We start from the raw sequence: 21,044 nt of genomic DNA, 5'->3' as shown, positions 1-21,044 counted from the left end.
GATCGCGCGCACGCGGCGGAGCCCGCAGGTCGGCACCTCCCGCCCCCTTCGGGCGCCGTCAGCCGGACAGGGCGAACACCGATCCCGTGCGGGCCGCCATCACACAGCCGTTCGCGAAGGTGTGGTCGTACTCGATCGGCCGGCCGTCCCACTCGCCGATCGCGGTGGCGCGGACGGGCGCGTAGACCTGCGTGCACATGCCGTTCACGAGGGGGAGGCGGGCGATGTCGCCGCCCGCCCCGGTCAGTTCCGCGCAGGCCTCGGCGGCCCGGGCGTGGCCCTGGGGCGGGTCGCAGAAGAGCAGGGTGGCGTGGATGTCGCCGGAACGGGCGTTGCCCTTGGTGACGGTGAGGTAGAGCCAGTTGCCCGGGGAGGCGGCCTGGGCGGGGGTGGAGGCGCCGAGGGTGAGGAGGGCGAGGGCCGCCAGCAGACCGCCTCGCACGGTGTGGAGTGTGGTGTTCGTCATTCCCGGTGCATCGGCACGGCGGGCTCGGAACTCCATTGCGACTCACCCGAAAGGGAGTCGGTGTGCGGCTCCACCGGGGCGGGTGCGCCGCCCGCCCGCCGGACGGCCAGCTCGAACGCGGCGAGGACGACACGCGTCTGGTACTCCGTCTGGCGGGCCACCGGGATCCAGCGGGCACCGTGGCCGTAGCGGTAGTCGGCGCACCCCTCGTCGAGGAGCCGGTTCAGCTCCGGCGCGGCGTCCCCCGGGTCGTGTCCGGCGCGTACCACCAGCTGGTGCAGCAGCCCGGCGGTGCGCAGGGCGACCCGGCGGCCGGAGAGCGCGAGGGTGGTGAGCCGGGCGGTGTCGAGCGGGGGCAGCGGACGGCCGGTGCCGTCGTGGACGTCGGGGTCCCAGGCGTCGGCCAGGCCGGGACCGACCAGTAAGTAGTCGTCGACGGGGGCGAGGAGCGGGGCGGCGTCCGGGGCGCGGCTCACCGAGGGGCGGACGCGGGCGAGGATGCCCTCCAGCAGCCGGGTGTCGCGGCGCAGCGCCCGGCTGACGGTGCGCAGGACCGCGTGGGCGTCGGGAGAGGGCGAGCCGTCCTCGACGGCGGCCACACCCCACATGGGCGCCTCGACGACGGCGGTGAAGGTGCCGTAGCGGTGCGGGTGGTACCAGGTGGACTCGACGGCGGCCTCGGTGATGGCGGCGGCCAGGTCGCCGCGGCGCGGCGGCGGGATGCGGTACACGGCGGGGCCGAGGCGCGGCCAGTACAGGGTGTCGTACGGGCTCAGCTCGCGGGGTACGCCGAGACGGCCGGCGATCCGGGCGACCCGCTCGCCGAGGCCGGGCAGGTCCCGGGTCAGCTCGACGAAGCCGCCGCCGACGTCGACGCCGTGCAGCGAGCACTGGAAGAAGGGGCGCAGCTCGTCCTGGAGGTCGAGCAGGGCGCGGGTCTCCGGCAGGACGGCGGCGGCCGCGCCGTCGGGCAGCCACTCGGGTTGTTCGAGGAACCCGGGGCGGAAGAAGTGGCGGAAGTAGTGCCCGAGGGTGTAAGGGCCGGACAGCCAGCCCTCGTTGCGCCGGGAGCCGTCGGGGTCGAGGCAGAGCAGCATGTTCCAGCAGGTGTCGGCTTCCTCGGTGAACCGGGGGTCCGTCAGGGCCCGTTCGGCGAGCCGGAGGACCGTGGCACCGCCGACGGGTTCGTTGGAGTGCGGGCCGGCGACGACGAGTGCCTGGCGGTTGCCAAGTCCGACGGACAGCAGCCACATCGGCGTGCCCGCCCGTGAGGTGCCCACCCGGCGCAGCCGGGCGCGGTGCGGATACCGGGTCACGAGGGTCGCGGCGCGGGCGGCCAGTTCGTCCACGGTCGGGTAGCGGAGGAGTGGCGGCAGGGCACACCTCCCCGGAGTGTGGTGCCGTCGGATCACCTGGTGTGCATGGTGTACGCACAGTGAGTCATGGCCGAGAACGTACGTCAACACCTCGGAGTGGAAGGCACGTTGGGAAACTCACTGCGTAAATCCCAGGCCAGAGCTTTGCGGGGCTGTGGAGGCGGGGGCTCATTCGGAGGAGAGGCGGAACGTCATGCGGCCGAAACCGACCTGGTCGCCGTCGCGGACGACGGCCGCGCCGATGACCCGCCGCCCGTTGACGGTGGTGCCGTTGGTGGAGCCGAGGTCACGCAGGATCCACATACCGCCCTGCCGGGTCAGCTCGGCGTGCACCCGGGAGACCGTCTCATGGCTGAGCCGGAGCCCGTTGGCGGGGTCGCGGCCGATGCGCAGGCCGTGGCCGCTCGCCGGGTGCGGCAGCTGGAGCTTGGGCAGCCGCTCGGCCTGCCAGGCCCGGCGCAGCTTCACCCCGAAGCCGGAGACCGCCCCGACGGTGCCGAGGACCAGCCGGGACCAGCGGCTCTCGACGGGCAGGTCGGCGGTGAGCGCGGCCAGCTCGTCGGAGCGGCGGGCGGTGAGCGCCAGCTCCATGCGCCGGATGAACGTGTCGTGGGAGAGACGGCCCAGGGCGACGCCGTCACGGAGCACCCTCAGCGCGCGGTCGCGCTCGGCGTCCGACAGCCGCGCGGGGTACGTGTGGAACTCGAAAGACGACGTCACGCGTGTGATTGTCGGTCAGTGAAGCCGGGGTGTCCAGAAAACGCGTGAACGGTGACGATCCTCGGACATGGCGGGGGAGAGTACGACGCGCACGGCAAACGCACGGATCCGGGGGCGCCTTGATCTCGTTTGTCGCACGATGGACGGGAAGGCTCCAGGACGACTCCGACCGTCCCCCGACCATCACGACCGGCAGCCGAGGGAGAACCGTTCCGTGCAGTTCGAGGTGTGGGCACCGCAAGCCGACCGGATGACGCTCCACTGCGCGGGCGCCACGCACACGATGGAGCGTGATCCGGAGCGGCCGGGCTGGTGGAGGGCGGACGCGGAGGCGGCGGACGGCACGCGCTACGGGTTCGCCGTGGACGACGGACCCGTCCGGCCCGACCCGCGCTCGCGCCGTCAGCCGGACGGCCCGGACGGGCTGAGCGCGGTCGTCGACCACGGGCGGTACGCGTGGCGGGCGCCGTGGGCGGGGCGCGGACTGCCGGGCGCCGTGCTGTACGAGCTGCACGTGGGCACGTACACCACGGAGGGCACGCTCGACGCGGCCGCCGAGCGGCTCGGGCATCTCGCCGAACTGGGTGTCACACACGTCGAGTTGATGCCGCTGTGCCCGTTCCCGGGGACGCACGGGTGGGGGTACGAGGGGGTCTCGCTGTGGGCCGTGCACGAGCCGTACGGCGGTCCTGAGGCCCTCAAGCGGTTCGTGGACGCGGCGCACGGGCTGGGCCTCGGGGTCGTGCTCGACGTGGTGCACAACCACCTGGGACCGTCCGGCAACTACCTGCCGGTCTTCGGCCCCTACTTCACCGAGCGGCATCACACGCCGTGGGGCGCAGCGGTCAACCTGGATGCGCCCGGCTCGGACGAGGTGCGGGCGTACTTCCTCGGCAGCGCGCTGGCGTGGCTGCGGGACTACCGCCTCGACGGGCTGCGTCTGGACGCTGTGCACGCGTTGCGGGACACGCGCGCGTGCCACTTCCTGGAGGAGCTGTCGACCGCCGTGGACGCGCTCGGCGCCGAGGTGGGGCGGCCGCTGTTCCTGATCGCCGAGTCGGATCTGAACGACCCCCGGCTCGTCACCCCGCGTCCGGAGGGCGGGATCGGGCTGCACGCGCAGTGGAACGACGACTTCCACCACACGCTGCACACGACCCTGACCGGTGAATCGCAGGGCTACTACGCGGACTTCGCGCGGGCGGGGCTGGCCGGGCTGGCGAAGACCCTCACCGGCGGGTACTTCCACGACGGTACGTACTCGTCGTTCCGCGGCCGGTCCCACGGCCGCCCCCTGGACCGTACGCGGGTCTCGGCGCACCGACTGCTCGGCTACACCCAGACCCACGACCAGGTCGGCAACCGCGCCCAGGGAGACCGGCTGTCCGCCACGCTCTCCCCCGGGCTGCTGGCCTGCGCGGCGGCGCTGATGCTCACGGGGCCGTTCACTCCGATGCTCTTCATGGGCGAGGAGTGGGCCGCGGCAACGCCCTGGCAGTTCTTCACCGACCACACCGATCCGGAGCTGGCCGAGGCGGTGCGGCGGGGGCGGCGGCGGGAGTTCGCGGAGCACGGCTGGGCGGAGGAGGACGTGCCGGACCCGCAGGACCCGGCGACCCGCGACCGCTCGTGCCTGGACTGGTCCGAGCCGTCGGTCGAGCCGCACGCGCGGATGCTGGCCTGGTATCGCGACCTGATCACCCTGCGCCACACCCACGCCGACCTCTCCGACCCGGACCTCTCCGACGTCAAGGTCGCCTACGACGAGACCGCCCGGTGGTTCGGCTTCCGCCGGGGCGATGTCCGGGTGGCCCTCAACCTGGGCAAGGAGCCGGCCGCGATCCCCCTGGGCGTGGCGAACGCCCGCGTCCTGGCCGCGTGGGACCCGGTGGAGGCCCCGGGGACGGACGGACTGCTGAACCTGCCCGGCGAGTCGTGTGTGGTGCTGACGGTGCCGTGACCCGGCCGCCGGCCGCGGGCGGCCGGCGGTGGGGACGGCTGACGGCGGGCACGGCCGGGGGGCTGCGGCGGGGGCGCGGGGAACCGCGCGAGCGACCACGAACCCCGCCGCAGTCGCCGAACTACGCCCGCCCCCGAGCTGTGAGGCGATCCCCGCCCTGCCGCACGGGCCCCGCGCCGAAGGCGAGCACGTCACGGCAGGCGAGCCTCATTCCTCCACCCTCAGATCGGTCACCCTCTCCAGCAGAATCGGCTCCCACGCCCGCCGCAGCCGTTCACGCAGCACCGGGAGCGGCGCGGCGGCGCCCCGCTCCTGGGCGGCCGCCGCCAGAGCGACCACCGTGTCGCAGCGGGCCAGCCAGAGCCCACGAAGACAGGGCCGGGCGCCGTACCCCGCGAGGGTCGCCGCGCGGACCGCGGCGGGCGCGCCGACCGCCGTCGCGAGGGAGGCGATGTCCTCGGCGGGGTCGCCGACCGCCGCGTCACTCCAGTCCAGAACCCCGCGCACCCGCCCGTCGGCGCTGACGAGGAGGTGCTCGCCCGTCAGCGCGTGGTGGACGAGGACAGCCGCGGGGGCGGTGAGCTGCGCGGCGTTGGGGGCGGTGAGCTGCCCCAGCCGGGCCGGATCGAACTCCTCGGCCTGGGCGAGCTGGCGGGCGGCCCGCCCGGCCGCGGTCCGCAGGGTCTCCAGGGAGCGCGCCGGCAGCCGGGGCACCCCGAGCGCGTCCGCCTGCCGCAAGGGCACCTCGCGCAGCCCGGTGAGAAGCCCGGCCAGGTCGTCCTCGCCCATGGCGGACACGTCGTGCACCGGGGCGGTGGAGCCGGCGATCCGCGTGTCGAGCGTGTAGGTGAGGGCGCCGGACCACTCGCCCTGCGCGACGCTCACCGGGACGGCGACGCCGACGTGCGGACGGACCAGGTCCCGCAGCCGCAGCTCGCGGCGCTGCCGTACGACGGCGTGCCGGTCCGGGGCGAGGCGCAGCACATGGCGGGTCCCGACCCACCAGGCGCACAGCCCGCTCTCCTCGTTGACGGGCCGTACGTCGGGGCCGTGGTCGCCCTTGCCGCCGGTCTTCCCGTCGCCGTTCTTCATCAGGGAACGGACCAGTCGGCGGACGGTGTCCGCGGTGGGTGTCGGTGCCTTGGTCATGGTCGCGCCGTTGTCATCCGGAGGGGAAGGGGGTCGGGCTCCTAACGTGTCAGCCGACTATCGCCATGTCGCGGGGGGTGACGTTGAGGCGTCGCCCGCCGTGCTCGGTCACCGTCACGATGTCCTCGATCCGCACCCCGAAGCGGCCCGGTAGATACACGCCGGGTTCGACGGAGAAGCACATGCCGGGCACGAGGGGGCGTTCCTCGCCCTCGACCATGTACGGCGGCTCGTGGGTGGTGACGCCGATGCCGTGCCCGGTGCGGTGGATGAAGCGGTCGCCGTACCCGGCGCCGGCGATGACGGCGCGGGCCGCGCGGTCGACCTCCTGGCAGGCGACGCCGGGCCGGACCGCGCGGAATCCGGCCTCCTGGGCGGCGCGCACGAGGTCGTGCACCTCGCGTTCCTCGGCGTCGGGCTCGCCGACGTGGACCGTGCGGGAGGTGTCGGAGCCGTAGCCGTCCTTGAGTCCGCCGAAGTCGAGGACGACCATGTCGCCGTCCGCGATGACGCGGTCGCCGGCCTCGTGGTGCGGGTTGGCGCCGTTCGGTCCGGAGGCGACGATCGTGAAGTCGACCTGGGAGTGCCCGAACCGCCGCAGCAGATCGGCGAGGTCGGCGGCGACCTCGCTCTCCCGGCGCCCGGCGAACCGGACCTGCCTGATCTCCTCGTACGCCCGGTCGGCGGCCGCGCCCGCCGCCGCCATCCGCTCAAGCTCCGCCGCGTCCTTGACGGCCCGCAGCATGGGCAGGGCCTCGGACAGTCCGACGTACGCCGTGTCCGGCAGCCGTCCCTGCAGGCCCAGCAGGTGCAGCGCCCAGGTGTTGTCGCTGACGGCGAAACGACCGCGCGGGCCGAGAAGGGGCACGGCCGCGTCGTAGGGGTCCTTGCCGTCCACCCAGTCACGCAGGCCCAGCGCGGGGCCGCCGGGGGCCTCCTCGGCGTCCGGGGCCTCCAGGGCGGGCACGATCAGCACCGGGTCCTCGCCGGCCCGCAGCACGAGCATGGTGAGCCGCTCGGTCTCCGGCGGCCGGTACCCGGTCAGCCACATCAGGTCGGGGCCGGGCGCCACAAGCAGCCCGTCCAGGCCCGCGTCGGCCGCGGCGTGCGCCGCCCGCCGCATCCGGTCGCGGTAGTCGTCGACGGTGAAGGGCGCCAAGGGGGCGGGCGAGTCGCCGGCGGTCAGGGGCGCGGCCCCTTGGCCAGACGTGCCGGTCATCCATGCCTCCGTGTGCTCGGAGTTCCCTGGGTCAGGGCGCGACGCGCCCCACGGGCAGCATCCTGCCCGTCCGCGGCAGCGCACGCGAGCCCATTGCCGCAGGGTGTCGGTGCTCGTGCGCCGCGGCGCGCGCGAAGCCGGGTCCCGCCGTCAGCTCTCCAGGGCGAGCCGGGCTCCGAGGAGCAGCAGGACGCCGCCGGAGACCTGCTCCAAGCGCCGTCGTACGCCCGCGCGGGACAGGACGGTCCGCATCCGGCCGACGCACCACACATAGACGCCGTAGTAGCCGATCTCGTAGACCGCCCACAGCGCGGCGAGGCCGATCACGGCGGGCAGTTGGGGCGCGCCCTCGGGCACGAACTGCGGCAGGAACGACATCGCGAAGATCGCCGCCTTGGGGTTGGCGAGGTTGAGCAGCAGCCCGCCCCGGTACGAGGCCCAGCCGCTCTTCCCGGCCGCCTCCCCCAGACTCGGTGCGGACGCGCCCTTCGCCCGGCGCGCCTGCCACAGGGTCTGTACGCCGAAGACGACGAGGACCACCGCGCCGGCGATCCGCATGGCGTCGTAGGCCCGCTCCGACGCGGCCAGCAGCGCGGTCAGGCCGAGCGCGGCGACGACGCCCCAGACGAAGACGCCGGTCTCGTTGCCGAGCACGGTCAGGAAGCCGGCGCGCCGGCTCCGCAGCGACTCCTTGATGATCAGCACGGTGCTGGGGCCCGGCGAGGCGGCGATCAGGGTGCACGCCCCGAGGAAGGCGAGGAGGGTGCTCAGCATCCCGCCATCGTGCCCCTCGCGCCGGACATCCGGCCAGCCCGTTTCGGTGGGCGGCCGACGGAGACCTCCCTTAATGGTTGCTCATTGCCCATCCGTTAGCACTAATGCTTAGATTCCCTCGTTCCATTAAGAGCAGTGGGCCCCAGGGAGGCGTACGGCGATGCTCGTACTCGCGCACATCAGTGATCTGCATCTGGACGGGACGGACCGGGCCACCCACCGGGTCGAGCGGGTGCGGGACCTGTTGTGGGGCCTGCCGGGCCGGGTGGACGCGCTGCTGGTGACCGGGGACATCGCGGACCACGGCACGGAGGCCGAGTACGAGGAGGCGGCGCGCCTGCTCGGCCTGCGGGACGGGGACGCGCCGTTCCCGGTGCTCACCTGCCCGGGCAATCACGACAGCCGGGCGCCCTACCGCAAGGCGCTGCTCGGCGAGCAGCCCGCCGAGGGCCCGGTCAACAGCGTGCACCTCTTCGACGACGCGGCGGTGCTGATGTGCGACTCCAGTGTTCCGGGGCGGGACGAGGGCGAACTGGACGCGCAGACGTACGCCTGGATCGAGGAGACCCTCGACGATCTCGACGGGGACCGGCCGGCGCTGCTCGCCTTCCACCATCCGCCGGTCACGCTGCACCACCCCCTGCCGGACAAGTACCGGCTGGGCCGGCCCGCCGCACTGGCCCGGCTGCTGGAGCGCCGGACGGAGATCGCGGGGATCATCACCGGACACGCCCACACGCCCGCCGCGACGACGTTCGCGGGGCGGCCGCTGGCCGTCGGGCCGGGGGTGACGTGGACGCTCCGGCTGCCCTGGGAGGGCGACCGGAGCGCCGACCGGGAGGCACCGCCCGGGCTGGCGTTCCACCTGCTGGACGACGAGGGCCGGCTGACGAGCCACTTCCGTGTGGCCCCGTAGCGGACAGGGGAGCCGACCGGGTGTCAGGTGACCACACCCGGTACGGCCACCAGCTGCCGGCGGCTGCCGTTCGCGTGCCGTGTCAGCGCCGTCGTGCGCCCGGTACGTCACTGCGTGCCCCGGCCGCCCTCCCCCGCCCACCGCACCCGTTGGTGCGCGGCCGGCCCCGGCCGCGGTCGAGCACGCGACCCGGGCGGCACACCTCCCCGGGTGGGCCGTGTGGCGCGTCAGCCGGCCCGGCCCACGGTGAACAGCGGGGTCGGCGCCCGGCCCGGGACGAAGCCGTGGGCGCGGCGGGCCAGGAACGCGGGCTTGTAGCGGTCGACCTGCCGGTGCCAGTTCAGGATGCCGGCGAGCCAGTTCCGCAGGTCGTCCACGTAACGGTCCATGATGTCGCGCGCCTCGGTCGACAGCTCGAAGTCGTCGTAGACGACGGGGAGTTCGTGGGCGACGACATGCTCGAACTGCCGCATGCGCTGGGTCATCAGGTCGTGGACCACACCGAGCCCGGTCGGGTAGTCGCAGCCGAAGAAGTTCTGCACGACCAGGATCGCGTTGTGGACCTCGCCCTCGTACTCGATCTCCTTCTGGTACGAGAACACGTCGTTGACGAGGCACGCGTAGTCGATGGCCGCGTTCTCCAGGGAGCGGACGGGGCCGCTGAGGTAGACCTCGGGCGGGATCCGCGGTCCGTGGCCCATCCGGCACAGGCTCAGGGTGAGGTCGGAGCCGAAGGTGGCGCGCCGCATCTCCAGGTAGTCGACCGGGTCGGGGACCCGGTTCTGGAGCTGGTTGAAGACCTCCCACACCCAGCTCTCGGTCATCCTGTCGACGGACGCCTTCAGGGTGCGCCGCTGGTCGGGGGTCATCCCCGCAGTGGTCCGCGACCACAGGTCGATCAGGCCCCGTTCCATCCCGTTCGCCGGGACGGGGACCGCCTCACCCTCGACGGGCATGCAGTCGGAGAGCCGGGCCGTCGTGAGGCGTGCGGCGGCCACATCACGGCGGTGGCCGAAGACCAGGGGGTAGTAGTCGTCGCCGTAGGTGCCCCAGGCGAGCCACTGCGAGCTCAGGTCCAGTTCCTCGGGGGTGGCGTCCGGGTCGAGGCCGGCCGCGCACAGGGGCAGGTCGGCGGCGGCGAGCCGCTCCTCGTCCCAGACGCCCTCGCTGAGGATGCCCATGGCGTGCGACCAGGCGGTGAGACGGGGGCGGGCGGCGTCCAGGTGCGGGCAGAGTTCCACCTGGAACGGCATGTGGAAGTCGGGGATCAGGGACGGGCCGACCTTCTGGTACGGCAGGTGTGCGCGGGTGCGCAGCCGTTCCGCGGCGGCGGAGGCGAACAGCGCCCCCACGTCGGCGGCGGACGTGCCGAACCCTGTCCCGGTCACCAGGGCCGGGCCGGAGAGGATGGCGCCGCCGAGGTCGAGCGGGCCGCGCGAGGAGGTCGCCCCGTCGTTCATGTAGCGGCTGGACCGCATGTGCCACTCGTGACCGCCGGCCTGCCAGTCCTGGAGGCCCTTGGTGTACGCGGCGACGGCGGCGGCCTCGGGCGGGGTGAGCCCCTTCTCCAGGGCCAGTGCGGGCACTTCGGTGAGTGCGGTGTCCTCGAACTGGTGGAGCCGTGAGGTGAGGATGTCGTTGACGGTGTCCGCGGCCTGTTGCGTGTCGCAGCCGAAGAACGTCTCCAGGACGAGCACGCCGTTGCTGTTCTCCCCCTCGTCCTCGACCTCCCGCTGGTAGGAGAACAGGTCGTTGCGCAGGTGGACGGCGTCCGAGAAGGTCTCCATCAGCACCCGTAGGGGGCGCGAATCGGCGACGGACGCGGGAACCTCCGCGGTGGCGTACTCGACGAGGCCGGCCGACCAGGGGGCGCCGCCGACCTTGCGGCGCATCTCGATGTACTCGACGGGGTTGGCGATCCGGCCCTCGTTGATGTTGGACAGCTCCCACAGGGACTCGTTGAGCAGATGCTCGGTCGCCACGGCGAAGCGGCGGCGCCAGTCCAGGGACATCGAAGGCACCGTGCGCGCCCAGAGGTCGGCGAGACCGGCCTCCACCGGGTTCCGCGGCTCGGGGACGGGCGTCGCCAGGTCCAGCGGCATGAACAGCGGGAGCCGGTCGAGGTGGGCCTTGCCGCCCGGACGGTCCTGGGAGCGCTTGAAGAGCTCCAGGAAGTGGTCGTCGAAGAAGAACACCCACACGTACCAGTCGGTGATGAGCGAGAGTGCCGGGCCGTCGCAGTCGGGGTGGGTGTACGCGCACAGCAACCCGTAGTCGTGCGCGTCCAGATCCGCCTGTTCCCAGACGCCGGAGCCCTCCAGCATGCCCATCTCCCGTGCCCACGCGGTGGAGTGGGCACGGGCCTCCTCGAGGTGGGGGTTCAGCCGTGCGGGATACGGCAGATAGAAGTGCGGGAGTTGGAACGGCTGCGTCATGGCCGGGCACTACCCGTGGCCTCCGCCCGGCATCCGGGCGGCGGAACATGATCACACCATCGCGTGAATCCGGGCGCTTTCGTCGCGGCCGCCCGGACTTGTCACCTCCTGCCGGCGTTCACCTGGATCACCGCGTGGGCTCCGCCGGTGCGCCACCGCTGACCCTCCGCGGCCACGAGCGCGGCCTCGGTCGGGGCGTCCAGTCCCACGATCACATCGGACTTCAGCGTGCGCAGGGCGGCCACCGGGCCGGGGAAGTACGCGGTGACCGAGGCGAAGGGCGTGGTCGGCGGCCAGAGCCGGTCACCCACCAGGCGGCGGTAGTTGAGATCGCCCTTGAGGAGGGTCAGGTCGGCGGAGGCGAATTCCTCGCGCAGGTCGTCCGGCATGTCCGCGTACGGCAGCGGGGCGCAGGAGAAGGGGTGGGCCCGCAGCACGAGACGGCCGTCGGCGAGGGCGGACCACAGCCGCTGACCGGCGGCGCTCTTCGCGGCGACGAGGTGGCGTACCGCGTCGAGGGCGTCGGCGGTGGTGGCGTCGGAGACGAAGTACGGGTACGGCTTCAGATGCAGAAGGGCGCGCTCGATGTGACCGTGGGCGAGGAGATGGTCGACGAGGAGGAGGTCGGGGATGAGTTCGCGGCCCGCGTTGTCGGCGACCAGGCAGAGCGTTCCTCTGCCGGAGAGCAGGGACAGCAGCGCCTCGCTGTCGTCCGCGACAAGCCGGGAGTCCGCCGCGGACTCGGTGGCGGCCTGGATGCGGAAGCCGAGGTCGGCCCGGTTGCCCCAGAGCGAGCCGTGCAGCAGGGCCGACAGCCGTTCGTGCGGGGGGCGCTCGGCGAGGGTGTCGGCGGCGGTGAGTTCGGCCGCCGCCTCGGGGGTGTCGAGTTCGGCGAGCTTGAAGGGGCGGAACGGGTCGACGCCCTGCCAGGGGCCGGGCCCGAAGTAGCCCACCGCGTGCAGCAGTTGGCGGTAGAAGCAGCTCTCGGCGACGAGGAAGGGCAGGTCGAACCAGGAGCGGCCGGCGTGGCGGCGTACGTCCCAGGTGTCCCACCAGGGGTCGTCTTCCGGGGGTGCGAGGACGCCCTCGGTCGCGTCGTGCAGCAGCGCTTCCAGCGCTCGGCGCTGTCCGGGGCCGTACGGGGTGGCGTCGAGGACCTTGCGGATGAGGGCGGGGTGTCGTTCGGCGAGGACGGCGTGCGGGAAGGAGGCCGGGTCCGTGCCGTGGATCAGGGGGGCGTCAGGCACGGTCGGGAGTCCCTCCGGTGCCGGTGGGTGCCGTGGGCGGCAGGGCGACGTCCTTGACCTTCCGGTCGAGCTGCCCGCCGTAACCGGCCTCGGTCCACACGTACTTCTGGAACTGCTCGGGGGTCAGGACGCCCCGCCACGGCGTACCGGACGGGTAGAACACCGCGTCGCAGCCGGAGCAGTGGTGGGCCGGCCGCCACAGGAGTCCGGCGCGGGGTTCGCCCGCCATCACCGTCCTCCGCTCGCGCAGCTCGCCCCGGACCACGACGAGGGTGCCGACGAACAGCGCCGCGGCGAGCAGACAGCCGCCGATCGTGTGGACGGGCCGGTCGTTCTGGATGCCGCTGCGGGCGAGATAGGCGCCCATGGCGACGAGGATCATGCCCTCGATGAAGTGCAGGACGGTGTCGGAGCGGGACGGGACGCCCGGGGACCGTGCCAGACGGTCGGTCAGTCCCCCGCTCCGGGACTCCGGATCGGCGCACGCCTCGGCGACCGTGCGGACGGTCGGGCCCGAACCGCCGCAGCCGGGGCACACCGCCGTGACCGGTGACGGGGCCCCGTCGGTCTTCTCGGTCTTCTCGGTCTTCTTCGTCGACATGCGCCTACGCTAACGGCCCGCGAAAGGGGCCGGCGGCCGGCCGATGCCCGCTCGCATCGGTCGGCCGCCGGCAGTGGGGGGTGGCGGTCAGTGGGGCCGGCTCAGAAGGTCAGCTTCCAGCTGTTCAGCCGGCCGGTGTCCGCGGAAGCCACGTCCTGGACACGCAGCTTCCAGGTGCCGTTGGCGACCTCGCTGGACGCGTCCACCGTGTAGGTGGTGTTCACGTTGTCGGCGGAGTCGGAGGAGCTGGAGGACTTCAGACGGTAGGTCGAGCCGTCCGGAGCCACCAGGTCCAGGACCAGGTCACCGCGGTAGGTGTGGGTGATGTCCACGCCGACCTGGAGGGTCGAGGGCGCGTTGCCGGTGCGGCCGGTGACGGAGATCGAGGACTCGATCGCCGCACCGTTGTCCGGGATGGAGACGGCCGTGGTGTTGGTGAAGGTGGTGCCCCCCGTGGAGCCCCCGCCGGAGCCGCCGGACACCGCCTGCACCGTCTTGGCCGCGTCGGCCAGACCCGCACCGCAGCCGCCGGAGCAGGAGCCGGGCAGCGCACGGGCGTTGGCCTTGATCGCGGACTCGATCTGGGCCGGGGTCAGCGAGGAGTTCGCCGACTTCATCAGCGCGGCGAGGCCCGCGATGTGCGGGGTGGCCATGCTGGTGCCCTGGTAGTACTCGTACGACTCCGAGGTGGGGGTCTTGGCGCCCGCGTTCAGCGTGGACAGGATGCCGTTGGCGGTGCCGGTGCTGGTCTGGCCGCCGGGCGCCGAGATGTCCACGAGGGAGCCGTAGTTGGAGTACGAGGCCTTGGCGCCCGAACGGTTGGTCGCGGCGACCGAGATGACGTTGTTGCAGTTGCCCGGCGAGTGGTTCGCCACGTTGTCGTTCTCGTTGCCGGCGGCCACAACGACGGTGGTACCGCGGTTCACGGCGGCGGTGATGGCGCTCTGGGTCGCCGTGGAGCAGGCGCCGTCGCCACCGAGGCTCATGTTGATGACCTTGGCGACGTTGGTGTTGGCCGGGACGCCGGAGACGGTGCCGCCGGAGGCCCAGGTGATGGCGTCGATGATGTCCGAGTCGTAGCCACCGCACTTGCCGAGGACGCGCACCGGCGAGATCTTCGCCCCGTGGGCGATGCCGGCGATGCCCTTGCTGTTGTTGGTGACCGCGGCGATGGTGCCCGCGACGTGCGTGCCGTGCCAGGAGGAGTCGCCGGCCGGGATGCCGGTGCCGCAGTCGCCCGCGTTGTACCAGTCGCCCGGGTCGGCCGGGTTGCTGTCGCGGCCGTTGCCGTCGACGGACACGGCCGTGTCGGCGATGAAGTCGTAGCCGCCGACGATGTTCGCGGCGAGGTCGGAGTGGGCGACGTAGCCGGTGTCGATGACGGCGACGGTCACGCCGGATCCGGTGGTGACGTCCCAGGCGCCCGGCACGCGCATGCCCGCGGTGGACTCGAAGAGGTCCCACTGCTTGCTGTACTCGGTGTCGTTCGGGTCGGCCTTGGGCTTGTTCAGGCGGTCCGGGACGACATACGCGACCTGCGGGTCGGACCGGTACTCGGCGATGACGTCGGCGACGTCCGTCCGGGTGAGGTCCTCGCCCAGGTCGACGAGGGCGGCACCGGTTCCGAGGCGGCGCTGGAAGTCGAGGTTCTCGCCGGCTTCCTTGCCCTTGGCCTCGGCGTCGGCGGAGGCGGCCTTGTTCGACTTGGCCTCGGCCGCACCGGACTTGTAGCCGACGATGAGGCGCTCGGCGACGGTGCCGGGGGCGGCCTCGGTGGCGGCGGCGGGGGCGGGGTCGGCCTTGCCGGAGGGGGCCTGGGCGACGGCCACCGAGGTGGTCGTGCCGGCCACCAGGGCGACCGATACCGCGGCGACGGAGATGAGTTTCCGTCCGGCGGTACGTGGGGTGGAGGTACGCAAGGGCTTCGCCTTTCGTGGCCTGCTCATGTCAGGGGAGGAGCGGCGGTGAGCCGCTTCGTCGTCGAAGCGGCAGGGGGTCCAGAAAGGGGTGTGGCGCTGAGGCCGGCCAGGCGCAAGCTGTTCATCAGGGGTTACCTGCGGTTCAGCTGTGCGAGCACATTAGGCAAAGCGCTGGTCATGGGGATACGGGGAAAACCCTCGACCCCCCTGAGGAACTCCCCTATCGCGCAAGGGAGTCGGCCCGGATGTGCCGCTTCGTCAGGTTTGCCGACGCACCGTCCGACGACCGGCGGGTGGCTGGATCCGGCCGGTCGAACAGCGTCGGGTTCCGTTGAACGCGGTCTCGCCGGGTCCCGTACGACACGGTGGACCGCCCACCCTCGAACCCCATGGATCGGACGTACCGGATGTACCGCTTGTCCGCCCACCGCACCGCCGGCCCTCGTTCCGCCGGCCACGGCACCCCCGCCCTCCGCACCGCCGGCCGCCGCACCGCCGCGCTGCTCGTGGCGGCCCCACTGCTCGTGACGGCGACGGCCGTCACCCCCGCGTCCGCCCACGGCGCGCCGACCGATCCGGTGAGCCGGGTGTCGGCGTGCTCGCCCGAGGGCGGCGGCCGGGCCGGGTCGGCGGCGTGCCGGGCGGCGATCGCGGCCAACGGGGCGCCCTTCACGGCGTGGGACAACCTCCGGATCGCCGGGGTGAACGGCCGTGACCGGCAGGTCGTCCCGGACGGGAAGCTGTGCAGCGGGGGGCTCGCCGCCTACCGGGGGCTGGATCTGGCCCGCGCGGACTGGCCCTCGACGAGCCTCACCCCCGGCGGCACGCTCAATCTGACGTACCGGTCGACGATCCCGCACACCGGGACGTTCAAGCTGTTCCTGACCAAGCCGGGGTACGACCCGACGAAGCCGCTGAAGTGGTCCGACCTGCCGGAGCGGCCGTTCGCCTCGGTCACCGACCCGCCGTTGCGGGAGGGCTCCTACCGCTTCTCGGCGAAGCTGCCGGCCGACCGCTCCGGGCACCATGTGCTGTACACGATCTGGCAGAACACGAGCACGGTGGACACGTACTACTCGTGTTCGGACGTGGTGTTCCCGGCGGCGGCGAAGGCCGACCAGGACGCCGGTGGGAAGAGTACGGAGCGGACGCCGGCCGCGGCGGGGAAGCCCACGCCGAGCAGGAAGCCGAAGACCGGGGATCGCACCCCCACGCCCACACCCTCCCGGGAGCCGTCCTCGACGCCCGAGGAGCCCGCGGCCGGCGGCGCGGAGGTTCCCGGCAGCCCCGTGGCGTCCACGACGGACGACAGCGGCGCCTGGGTTCCGCTGGTGGCGGGGGGCGCCGCGGCGATGGTGCTCGCCGCGGGCGCCACCCTCTTCCTCCGCGGACGCAGGCGCCGCTGACGGTGACGGTGTCGGCCGATGAGTACTCGGTTGGCCGGCCGGATCAGTGAGTACTCAGCGGGCCGGTCCGGTCAGGGGTGCGTGCTCGCCGGTCGGCGTCAGTTGACGAAGACCGTGGCGCCGCCCTGGTTGCCGTCGGTGACGGGCGAGTACTTCGCGGTGAAGTAGCCGGTGCTGAAGCACAGCGACGAGCCGGAGGTCCGGGTGAACGGCTGGGCGGTGAAGTTGATGCTGTTGTCGTCGTTGCTGGCCGTGCCGCTGATGCTGGGCGCCTGGTACACGCAGTTGATGGTGCCCAGCAGGGTGCGCAGGACGACGGTGGTCTGGATGACCGAGCCGGCCTGCGGGCTGACGGTGACGACACCGTCCGAGGTCACGGTCGTCGTGTAGGGCAGGTTGTTGACCGTGATGCCGTTGACGCCGGTCACACCGAAGACGTTGCTGGTGCATCCGCCGAAGGTGTGCGCGGTGACGGACTCGGTGGCCGTGCCGGGCGCCGCCGGGTTGTCGGCGACAGTGGCGTTGAAGGCCGACTGGGAACAGGAGATACCGCTCGTGCCGGTGGCGCTGGAGCGGAACGTGGCGGCCGTGCCGGAGGCGAGGGTGGCGTTGAGGACGTCGCCGACCGCGACCGCGTCACCGGCGAGACCGCCGGTGGTCAGCACGGTGTCGGCGGCGGAGGCGGGGCTGACGGCCGCGACCATCAGGGCGGCGGTGCTTCCGACGAGGGCAAGGAGGGATCGCGTACGCATGGGGAGTGCCTCTTCTCAGGAAGATGAGAACTGCGGGTGGGTGCGCGCGGGTGGACACCGTTCGCGCGGGGGAACGCGGCGATGCCGCTCGGCGCCGTTCGGTCGCTGCCGATCCGTGACACGCCTTCTCCGTACGTGACGGATCGACAGCGACGGGTCCGGGGATCCGGGCACGGCCCAGTGGAGGGGAAGGCGACCGTGCCCGGCACCGGCGAGGGGTGGTACCGCGTCGGGCCGCGCAGCGCTTTCTGTGTCACCCGCGCCCGTCGGCGACGGGAGCTCGGGACGGTGACGGGCGCTGCGCGTCGGATCCGGCGCCACGGATCCGTTGGGGGAAACCCGGGAGAGTTGTAGACCTGAGCGAGAGTCAACGTCAAGGGATCGTAAGGAAGTTGGGTGCGGTGAAACGCCGCGTGACATGCGGCGCGGAGGATCGGGGAAGGACAAAACCAAAGGTGAGAGATGTTCATCTTTCACAGGGGCGGCACAACCAACATCCTTTTGCCACAAGCACCTTGACCCTTGAATGTAACCACCGGTAACTTCCGGATTGGCTACTGCGGCGTAGCAAGTAAGCCCTTGCACCCTCGGGAGGTGTGCTCAGGCATGCGCCGCAACCGCTGTCCGCGCCAGGACAACGTGCCGTCGAAGCCCCATCTGCAATGACTTAAAGGTCCAGGGAGCACACATGGCCTCGTCCTCGGACGCCACGGCGTCCACCAACGAAAGACCCGAGGGTTCCGAAACATCCGGCAGACACGGGCGGGTCCGCCTCAAGCGCGCCGCCGTGATGGCGGTGCCGGCCACCGCGGTCGCCGCCGGTCTGATGATCCTCACCGCGCAGGGCGCCCTGGGTGTCCAGTTCGCCATCTCCGGCATGCCGTTCGTCGTCACCGCCGACAAGCTCGAAGGTGAGGGCTTCGCCCAGTTCGGCGCGCTGGACCACATGATCGAGGGCAGCCCCAACGAGGGCGACACAGGCGGCCAGGTGCTCGTCGTGACCTCGGTCGTCAAGAACGGCAAGCTGACCAACCTCTGCCAGAGCGTCGACCTCGGCGGCATCCAGCTCGTCCTCACCGCGGGCGACAAGTCCACACCGGTGAGCGTGAAGAACCTGGCGATCGACTCCGACGACATCAGCGGCGACGCCTCGTTCAACAACATCGAGATCGGCCGTGACTCCAGCACGTTCGACAAGGTCGGACAGCAGGGTCCTCCCGGTGTCTACGGCCAGCAGGCCGACAAGGTCACCATCACCGACCTGTACCAGCACAACTACGCCGCCACCGCGGCCGTCTTCAAGCTGCCCGACCTGCACATGCGATTCCAGAGCGAGGGCTGCCCGAAGTGAACGAGTTCCGGGAGTGGAGAGGACGCCGGCCCTTCGCGGGCGGGCTGCTGCTGTTCCTGGGCGGCGCGGAGATCCTGGTGACCATGAAGGCACCGCTCCCCGTCATCCTGAAGATCGGAATGCAGGGCCTGGCGGGTTATCTGCTGCCCTCGCTGATGATCGTGTGCGGGCTGCTGATCGTTTTCAACCCGTCCCAGCGCCTGTTCTACTCCATCCTCGGGATCCTGCTCTCCCTGGGCAGCTGGCTCACGTCCAACATGGGCGGGTTCATCGTGGGCCTGCTGATGGGCGCGGTCGGCAGCACGCTCGCCTTCGGGTGGCTGCCGGACCAGGAGCCCCGGCGCACCCGCGGGGACCGCGCCCGTGAGCGGGCCGCGAAGCTGCACCAGCAGGAGCAGCCCGCCGAGGCGTAGGGGGTGTTGTGAAAGTCCAGTGCGGTGCCCGCGGTGTCCGGTGCGTGGCCTCGGCGTGCCGGACGAAGGCCCTCGTAGCGGCGCTACGTGGGTCTTTGGCCGGTGCGGCGAGGGTGCGTGCCGGACACCGCGGGTGCTGTGCGGGACTTTCCAACACCCCTAGTACGCGTGGTACGACGGCCCCGCGCTCCCGGGTGCCCGGCAGGCGACGTCTTGTGCGACGGGGCGCACGTTGCCCGCCCGGCCATGAGGGGTCCTTTCCCTATGCCCGCCCGGGTCGCTCATAGGGAAAGGACCCCTTAGAGGGGCGCGGGGAACGGCGCGACGGCGGCCAGCGCCGAGCGCAGCCGTTCCGTGTCGGTCCAGTAGCGGTCGGGGGAGAGCGGGACGCGCCAGTAGAGGCCGGGGCCCGACGTACGACGCAGGGGCGGGACCGCCACATGGCAGCCAGGTCCGAGGACCTGGACGCCCGTCATCCGCCAGTCGGTCGCGTCGCCGGGCGGCACGAGCCAGTACATGATCCCGCCGAAGCCGTCCTTGATGACGGCTCCCGTGGCGTCCCCGAGGGCCTTCAGCGCCGGCGCGCCGAGGGCGACCGGCACCCGCACGGCGTTCCACCAGCGCCCGGCGGGCACGGTACGCACCTCGGGGCTGTACGAGCACATCCAGCGCGGGGCCCAGCTGACAGTCATGGCTCTCACCGGCTCTTCATGGGGGGGTGGGCCCGATCCTAGGAGCCGGTCCCGCACCCGACTTGCGAGTACGCGCAGGGAAGTTGCCCGGGTACGCAGCGCGCCTCCCGCGAACTCGCCCCGCGACGCCGTGGAGCCGTAGCGTGACCGGGTTTCCACGGTGTGCCGTGGCAGTGTTCCCGACCGCAGGAGGGCCCGATGGGCAACCCCAGCCCGTTAGTGATTGACGCGTCCGGCCGTGACATCCACGGTGAGGCCGCCCGGATCCGCGCGCACGGTCCGGCCACCCGCGTGGTGCTTCCGGGGCCGCCCACCGTCGAGGCGTGGGCGGTCAGCAGCCCCGAACTGCTCAAGCGGCTGCTCACCGATCCCCGGGTGTCGAAGGACGCGCGGCGCCACTGGCCCAGGTTCGCGGCCGGCGAGATCACCCCGGAGTGGCCGCTGTTCACCTGGGTCGCCGTGCAGAACATGTTCACCGCGTACGGCGGCGACCACAAACGGCTGCGGACCCTTGTCGCCAAGGCGTTCACCGCGCGCCGTACCGCCGCGATGCGGCCGCGTATCGAGGAGATCACCAAGGAGCTGCTCGACCGCGTCGAGGAGGGCTTCCGGCGCGGCGAGACGGTCGATCTGCGGGAGGAGTACTGCTATCCCCTGCCGATCCGCGTGATCAGCGAGCTGTTCGGGCTGCCCGAGGAACGGGCGCCGGAGCTGCGGGAGCTGGTGGACCGGATCTTCGACACCTCCGCCGACCCCGGTGAGATGACCGCGGCCTACGAGCGGCTCTACGGCGTCCTCGGCGAACTCGTCGCCGCGAAGCGGGCCACGCCCGGCGACGACCTGACCACCGGGCTGATCTCGGCCCGCGACGAGGACGACGCCCGGCTGAGCGAGCAGGAGCTGCTGGACACCCTGGTGCTGATGATCAGCGCCGGACACGAGACCACGGTGAACCTCCTCGACCAGGCCGTGTACTCGCTGCTCACCCACGCCGAGCAGCTCGCCCATGTCCGTCAGGGCCGGGCGACCTGGGACGACGTGGTGGAGGAGACCCTGCGGTTCGAGGCGCCGGTGGCGAGCCTGCCGCTGCGGTACGCGGTGGAGGACCTGGACCTCGCCGCGTTCGGCGGACCGGAGGGTGTGGTGATCGGCAAGGGCGAGGCGATCCTCGCCGCGTACGCCGCCGCCGGACGCGATCCCGAGCGGCACGGGAAGGACGCGGACGTCTTCGACGTCACCCGCGTCGACAAGGAGCACCTCGCGTTCGGGCACGGTGCGCACCTCTGCCTGGGCGCTCCGCTGGGGCGGATGGAGGCCCGTATCGCGCTTCCGGCGCTGTTCGAGCGGTTCCCCTCGCTGCGGTTGGGGGCGGCGGGGGACGAACTGGGGTATGTGGAGTCGTTCATCTCCAATGGACATCGGCGGTTGCCGGTGCGGCTGGGGTGAGGGCCGCCGCGGTTCGTGTGTGCGGGTGGGGGTGCGTGGGCGTCTGCGGGTGAGTGGGGGCTGGTCGCACAGTTCCCCGCGCCCCTGAGGGAACGGGCCTGCGGCCAGTCCTCCCCCGGAAGGGCTGGGCCTGCGGCCCGCCCCTTCCGCCGAAAGGCACGGGCGCAGCCCCGGTCGCCTTTCGGGGGCGCGGGAACTGCGC

The 21,044-nt window shown here is 72.3% G+C and carries 18 protein-coding genes; 6 read left to right on the top strand and 12 right to left on the bottom strand.

Annotated features, from left to right (window positions below):
- Window positions 1-58: 58 nt before the first annotated feature.
- From ACZ43N_RS01575 to ACZ43N_RS01565, 3 genes are all read right to left on the bottom strand, one after another.
- The gene (locus ACZ43N_RS01575; protein WP_468094317.1) at window positions 59-466 is read right to left on the bottom strand and encodes an SSI family serine proteinase inhibitor; all 408 of its coding nucleotides are present in this window, start codon (window positions 464-466) and stop codon (window positions 59-61) included.
- Entirely contained in the window at window positions 463-1,815 is a 1,353-nt protein-coding gene (locus ACZ43N_RS01570; RefSeq protein ID WP_468094316.1) for a M14 family zinc carboxypeptidase, read from the bottom strand. The genes ACZ43N_RS01575 and ACZ43N_RS01570 overlap by 4 nt, the downstream gene beginning before the upstream one ends.
- 195 nt (window positions 1,816-2,010) lie before the next feature.
- The gene (locus tag ACZ43N_RS01565; RefSeq protein ID WP_468094315.1) at window positions 2,011-2,562 is read right to left on the bottom strand and encodes an FHA domain-containing protein; all 552 of its coding nucleotides are present in this window, start codon (window positions 2,560-2,562) and stop codon (window positions 2,011-2,013) included.
- Between the two features lie 214 nt (window positions 2,563-2,776).
- Here ACZ43N_RS01565 and treZ point away from each other — a divergent pair, with 214 nt between their 5' ends.
- The gene (gene treZ, locus ACZ43N_RS01560) at window positions 2,777-4,522 is read left to right on the top strand and encodes a malto-oligosyltrehalose trehalohydrolase (RefSeq protein ID WP_468094314.1); all 1,746 of its coding nucleotides are present in this window, start codon (window positions 2,777-2,779) and stop codon (window positions 4,520-4,522) included.
- A gap of 207 nt (window positions 4,523-4,729) precedes the next feature.
- On the opposite strand, the gene ACZ43N_RS01555 is transcribed toward treZ, so the two are convergent.
- The 3 genes from ACZ43N_RS01555 to ACZ43N_RS01545 all read right to left on the bottom strand — a co-directional run bounded on the left by ACZ43N_RS01555 (window position 4,730) and on the right by ACZ43N_RS01545 (window position 7,664).
- A complete protein-coding gene (locus ACZ43N_RS01555; RefSeq protein WP_468094313.1) occupies window positions 4,730-5,671 on the bottom strand; it encodes an aminoglycoside phosphotransferase family protein in 942 nt (313 codons plus the stop codon).
- 49 nt (window positions 5,672-5,720) lie between these two features.
- Window positions 5,721-6,794 (bottom strand): M24 family metallopeptidase, encoded by a 1,074-nt coding sequence (locus ACZ43N_RS01550; protein WP_468094673.1) that lies wholly within the window; start codon window positions 6,792-6,794, stop codon window positions 5,721-5,723.
- Window positions 6,795-7,040: 246 nt separating this feature from the next.
- Window positions 7,041-7,664: a LysE family translocator gene (locus ACZ43N_RS01545; RefSeq protein WP_468094312.1), complete on the bottom strand. Its 624-nt coding sequence runs from the start codon at window positions 7,662-7,664 to the stop codon at window positions 7,041-7,043.
- A gap of 160 nt (window positions 7,665-7,824) precedes the next feature.
- Here ACZ43N_RS01545 and ACZ43N_RS01540 point away from each other — a divergent pair, with 160 nt between their 5' ends.
- The gene (locus ACZ43N_RS01540; RefSeq protein ID WP_468094311.1) at window positions 7,825-8,580 is read left to right on the top strand and encodes a metallophosphoesterase; all 756 of its coding nucleotides are present in this window, start codon (window positions 7,825-7,827) and stop codon (window positions 8,578-8,580) included.
- A gap of 227 nt (window positions 8,581-8,807) precedes the next feature.
- On the opposite strand, the gene cyc2 is transcribed toward ACZ43N_RS01540, so the two are convergent.
- The 4 genes from cyc2 to ACZ43N_RS01520 form a co-directional block, all read right to left on the bottom strand.
- Window positions 8,808-11,015, bottom strand: a complete 2,208-nt coding sequence (gene cyc2, locus ACZ43N_RS01535) for a germacradienol/geosmin synthase Cyc2 (RefSeq protein ID WP_468094310.1) — start codon at window positions 11,013-11,015, stop codon at window positions 8,808-8,810.
- A 101-nt stretch (window positions 11,016-11,116) separates the two neighbouring features.
- Entirely contained in the window at window positions 11,117-12,262 is a 1,146-nt protein-coding gene (locus tag ACZ43N_RS01530; protein ID WP_468094309.1) for a damage-control phosphatase ARMT1 family protein, read from the bottom strand.
- The gene (locus ACZ43N_RS01525) at window positions 12,255-12,863 is read right to left on the bottom strand and encodes a hypothetical protein (RefSeq protein WP_468094308.1); all 609 of its coding nucleotides are present in this window, start codon (window positions 12,861-12,863) and stop codon (window positions 12,255-12,257) included. Before ACZ43N_RS01525 ends, ACZ43N_RS01530 begins: the two co-directional genes overlap by 8 nt.
- Before the next feature lie 101 nt (window positions 12,864-12,964).
- On the bottom strand, window positions 12,965-14,809 hold the full coding sequence (locus ACZ43N_RS01520; protein WP_468094307.1) for a S8 family peptidase: 1,845 nt from the start codon (window positions 14,807-14,809) through the stop codon (window positions 12,965-12,967).
- 362 nt (window positions 14,810-15,171) lie between these two features.
- On the opposite strand from ACZ43N_RS01520, the gene ACZ43N_RS01515 reads away from it, so the two are divergent.
- Window positions 15,172-16,188 carry a lytic polysaccharide monooxygenase auxiliary activity family 9 protein gene (locus tag ACZ43N_RS01515; protein ID WP_468094306.1) on the top strand — a complete coding sequence of 339 codons (1,017 nt, stop codon included), beginning with the start codon at window positions 15,172-15,174 and terminating at the stop codon, window positions 16,186-16,188.
- A 98-nt stretch (window positions 16,189-16,286) separates the two neighbouring features.
- Here the strand turns inward: ACZ43N_RS01515 and ACZ43N_RS01510 are convergent, their stop codons facing one another.
- Entirely contained in the window at window positions 16,287-16,940 is a 654-nt protein-coding gene (locus ACZ43N_RS01510; protein ID WP_468094305.1) for a Tat pathway signal sequence domain protein, read from the bottom strand.
- 688 nt (window positions 16,941-17,628) lie between these two features.
- On the opposite strand from ACZ43N_RS01510, the gene ACZ43N_RS01505 reads away from it, so the two are divergent.
- Both ACZ43N_RS01505 and ACZ43N_RS01500 read left to right on the top strand, forming a co-directional pair.
- Complete coding sequence (locus ACZ43N_RS01505; RefSeq protein ID WP_468094304.1) at window positions 17,629-18,291, top strand: DUF6230 family protein; 663 nt, start codon at window positions 17,629-17,631, stop codon at window positions 18,289-18,291.
- A complete protein-coding gene (locus tag ACZ43N_RS01500; protein WP_468094303.1) occupies window positions 18,288-18,704 on the top strand; it encodes a DUF6114 domain-containing protein in 417 nt (138 codons plus the stop codon). Before ACZ43N_RS01505 ends, ACZ43N_RS01500 begins: the two co-directional genes overlap by 4 nt.
- A 299-nt stretch (window positions 18,705-19,003) precedes the next feature.
- Here the strand turns inward: ACZ43N_RS01500 and ACZ43N_RS01495 are convergent, their stop codons facing one another.
- On the bottom strand, window positions 19,004-19,396 hold the full coding sequence (locus tag ACZ43N_RS01495) for a hypothetical protein (protein WP_468094302.1): 393 nt from the start codon (window positions 19,394-19,396) through the stop codon (window positions 19,004-19,006).
- A gap of 198 nt (window positions 19,397-19,594) precedes the next feature.
- On the opposite strand from ACZ43N_RS01495, the gene ACZ43N_RS01490 reads away from it, so the two are divergent.
- The gene (locus ACZ43N_RS01490; RefSeq protein ID WP_468094301.1) at window positions 19,595-20,842 is read left to right on the top strand and encodes a cytochrome P450 family protein; all 1,248 of its coding nucleotides are present in this window, start codon (window positions 19,595-19,597) and stop codon (window positions 20,840-20,842) included.
- Window positions 20,843-21,044: the final 202 nt, after the last annotated feature.

Source organism: Streptomyces sp. NPDC030814, assembly GCF_055572155.1.
Note: the sequence above shows the minus strand (reverse complement) of the source record. Positions and strands in the feature narration are given on the sequence as shown.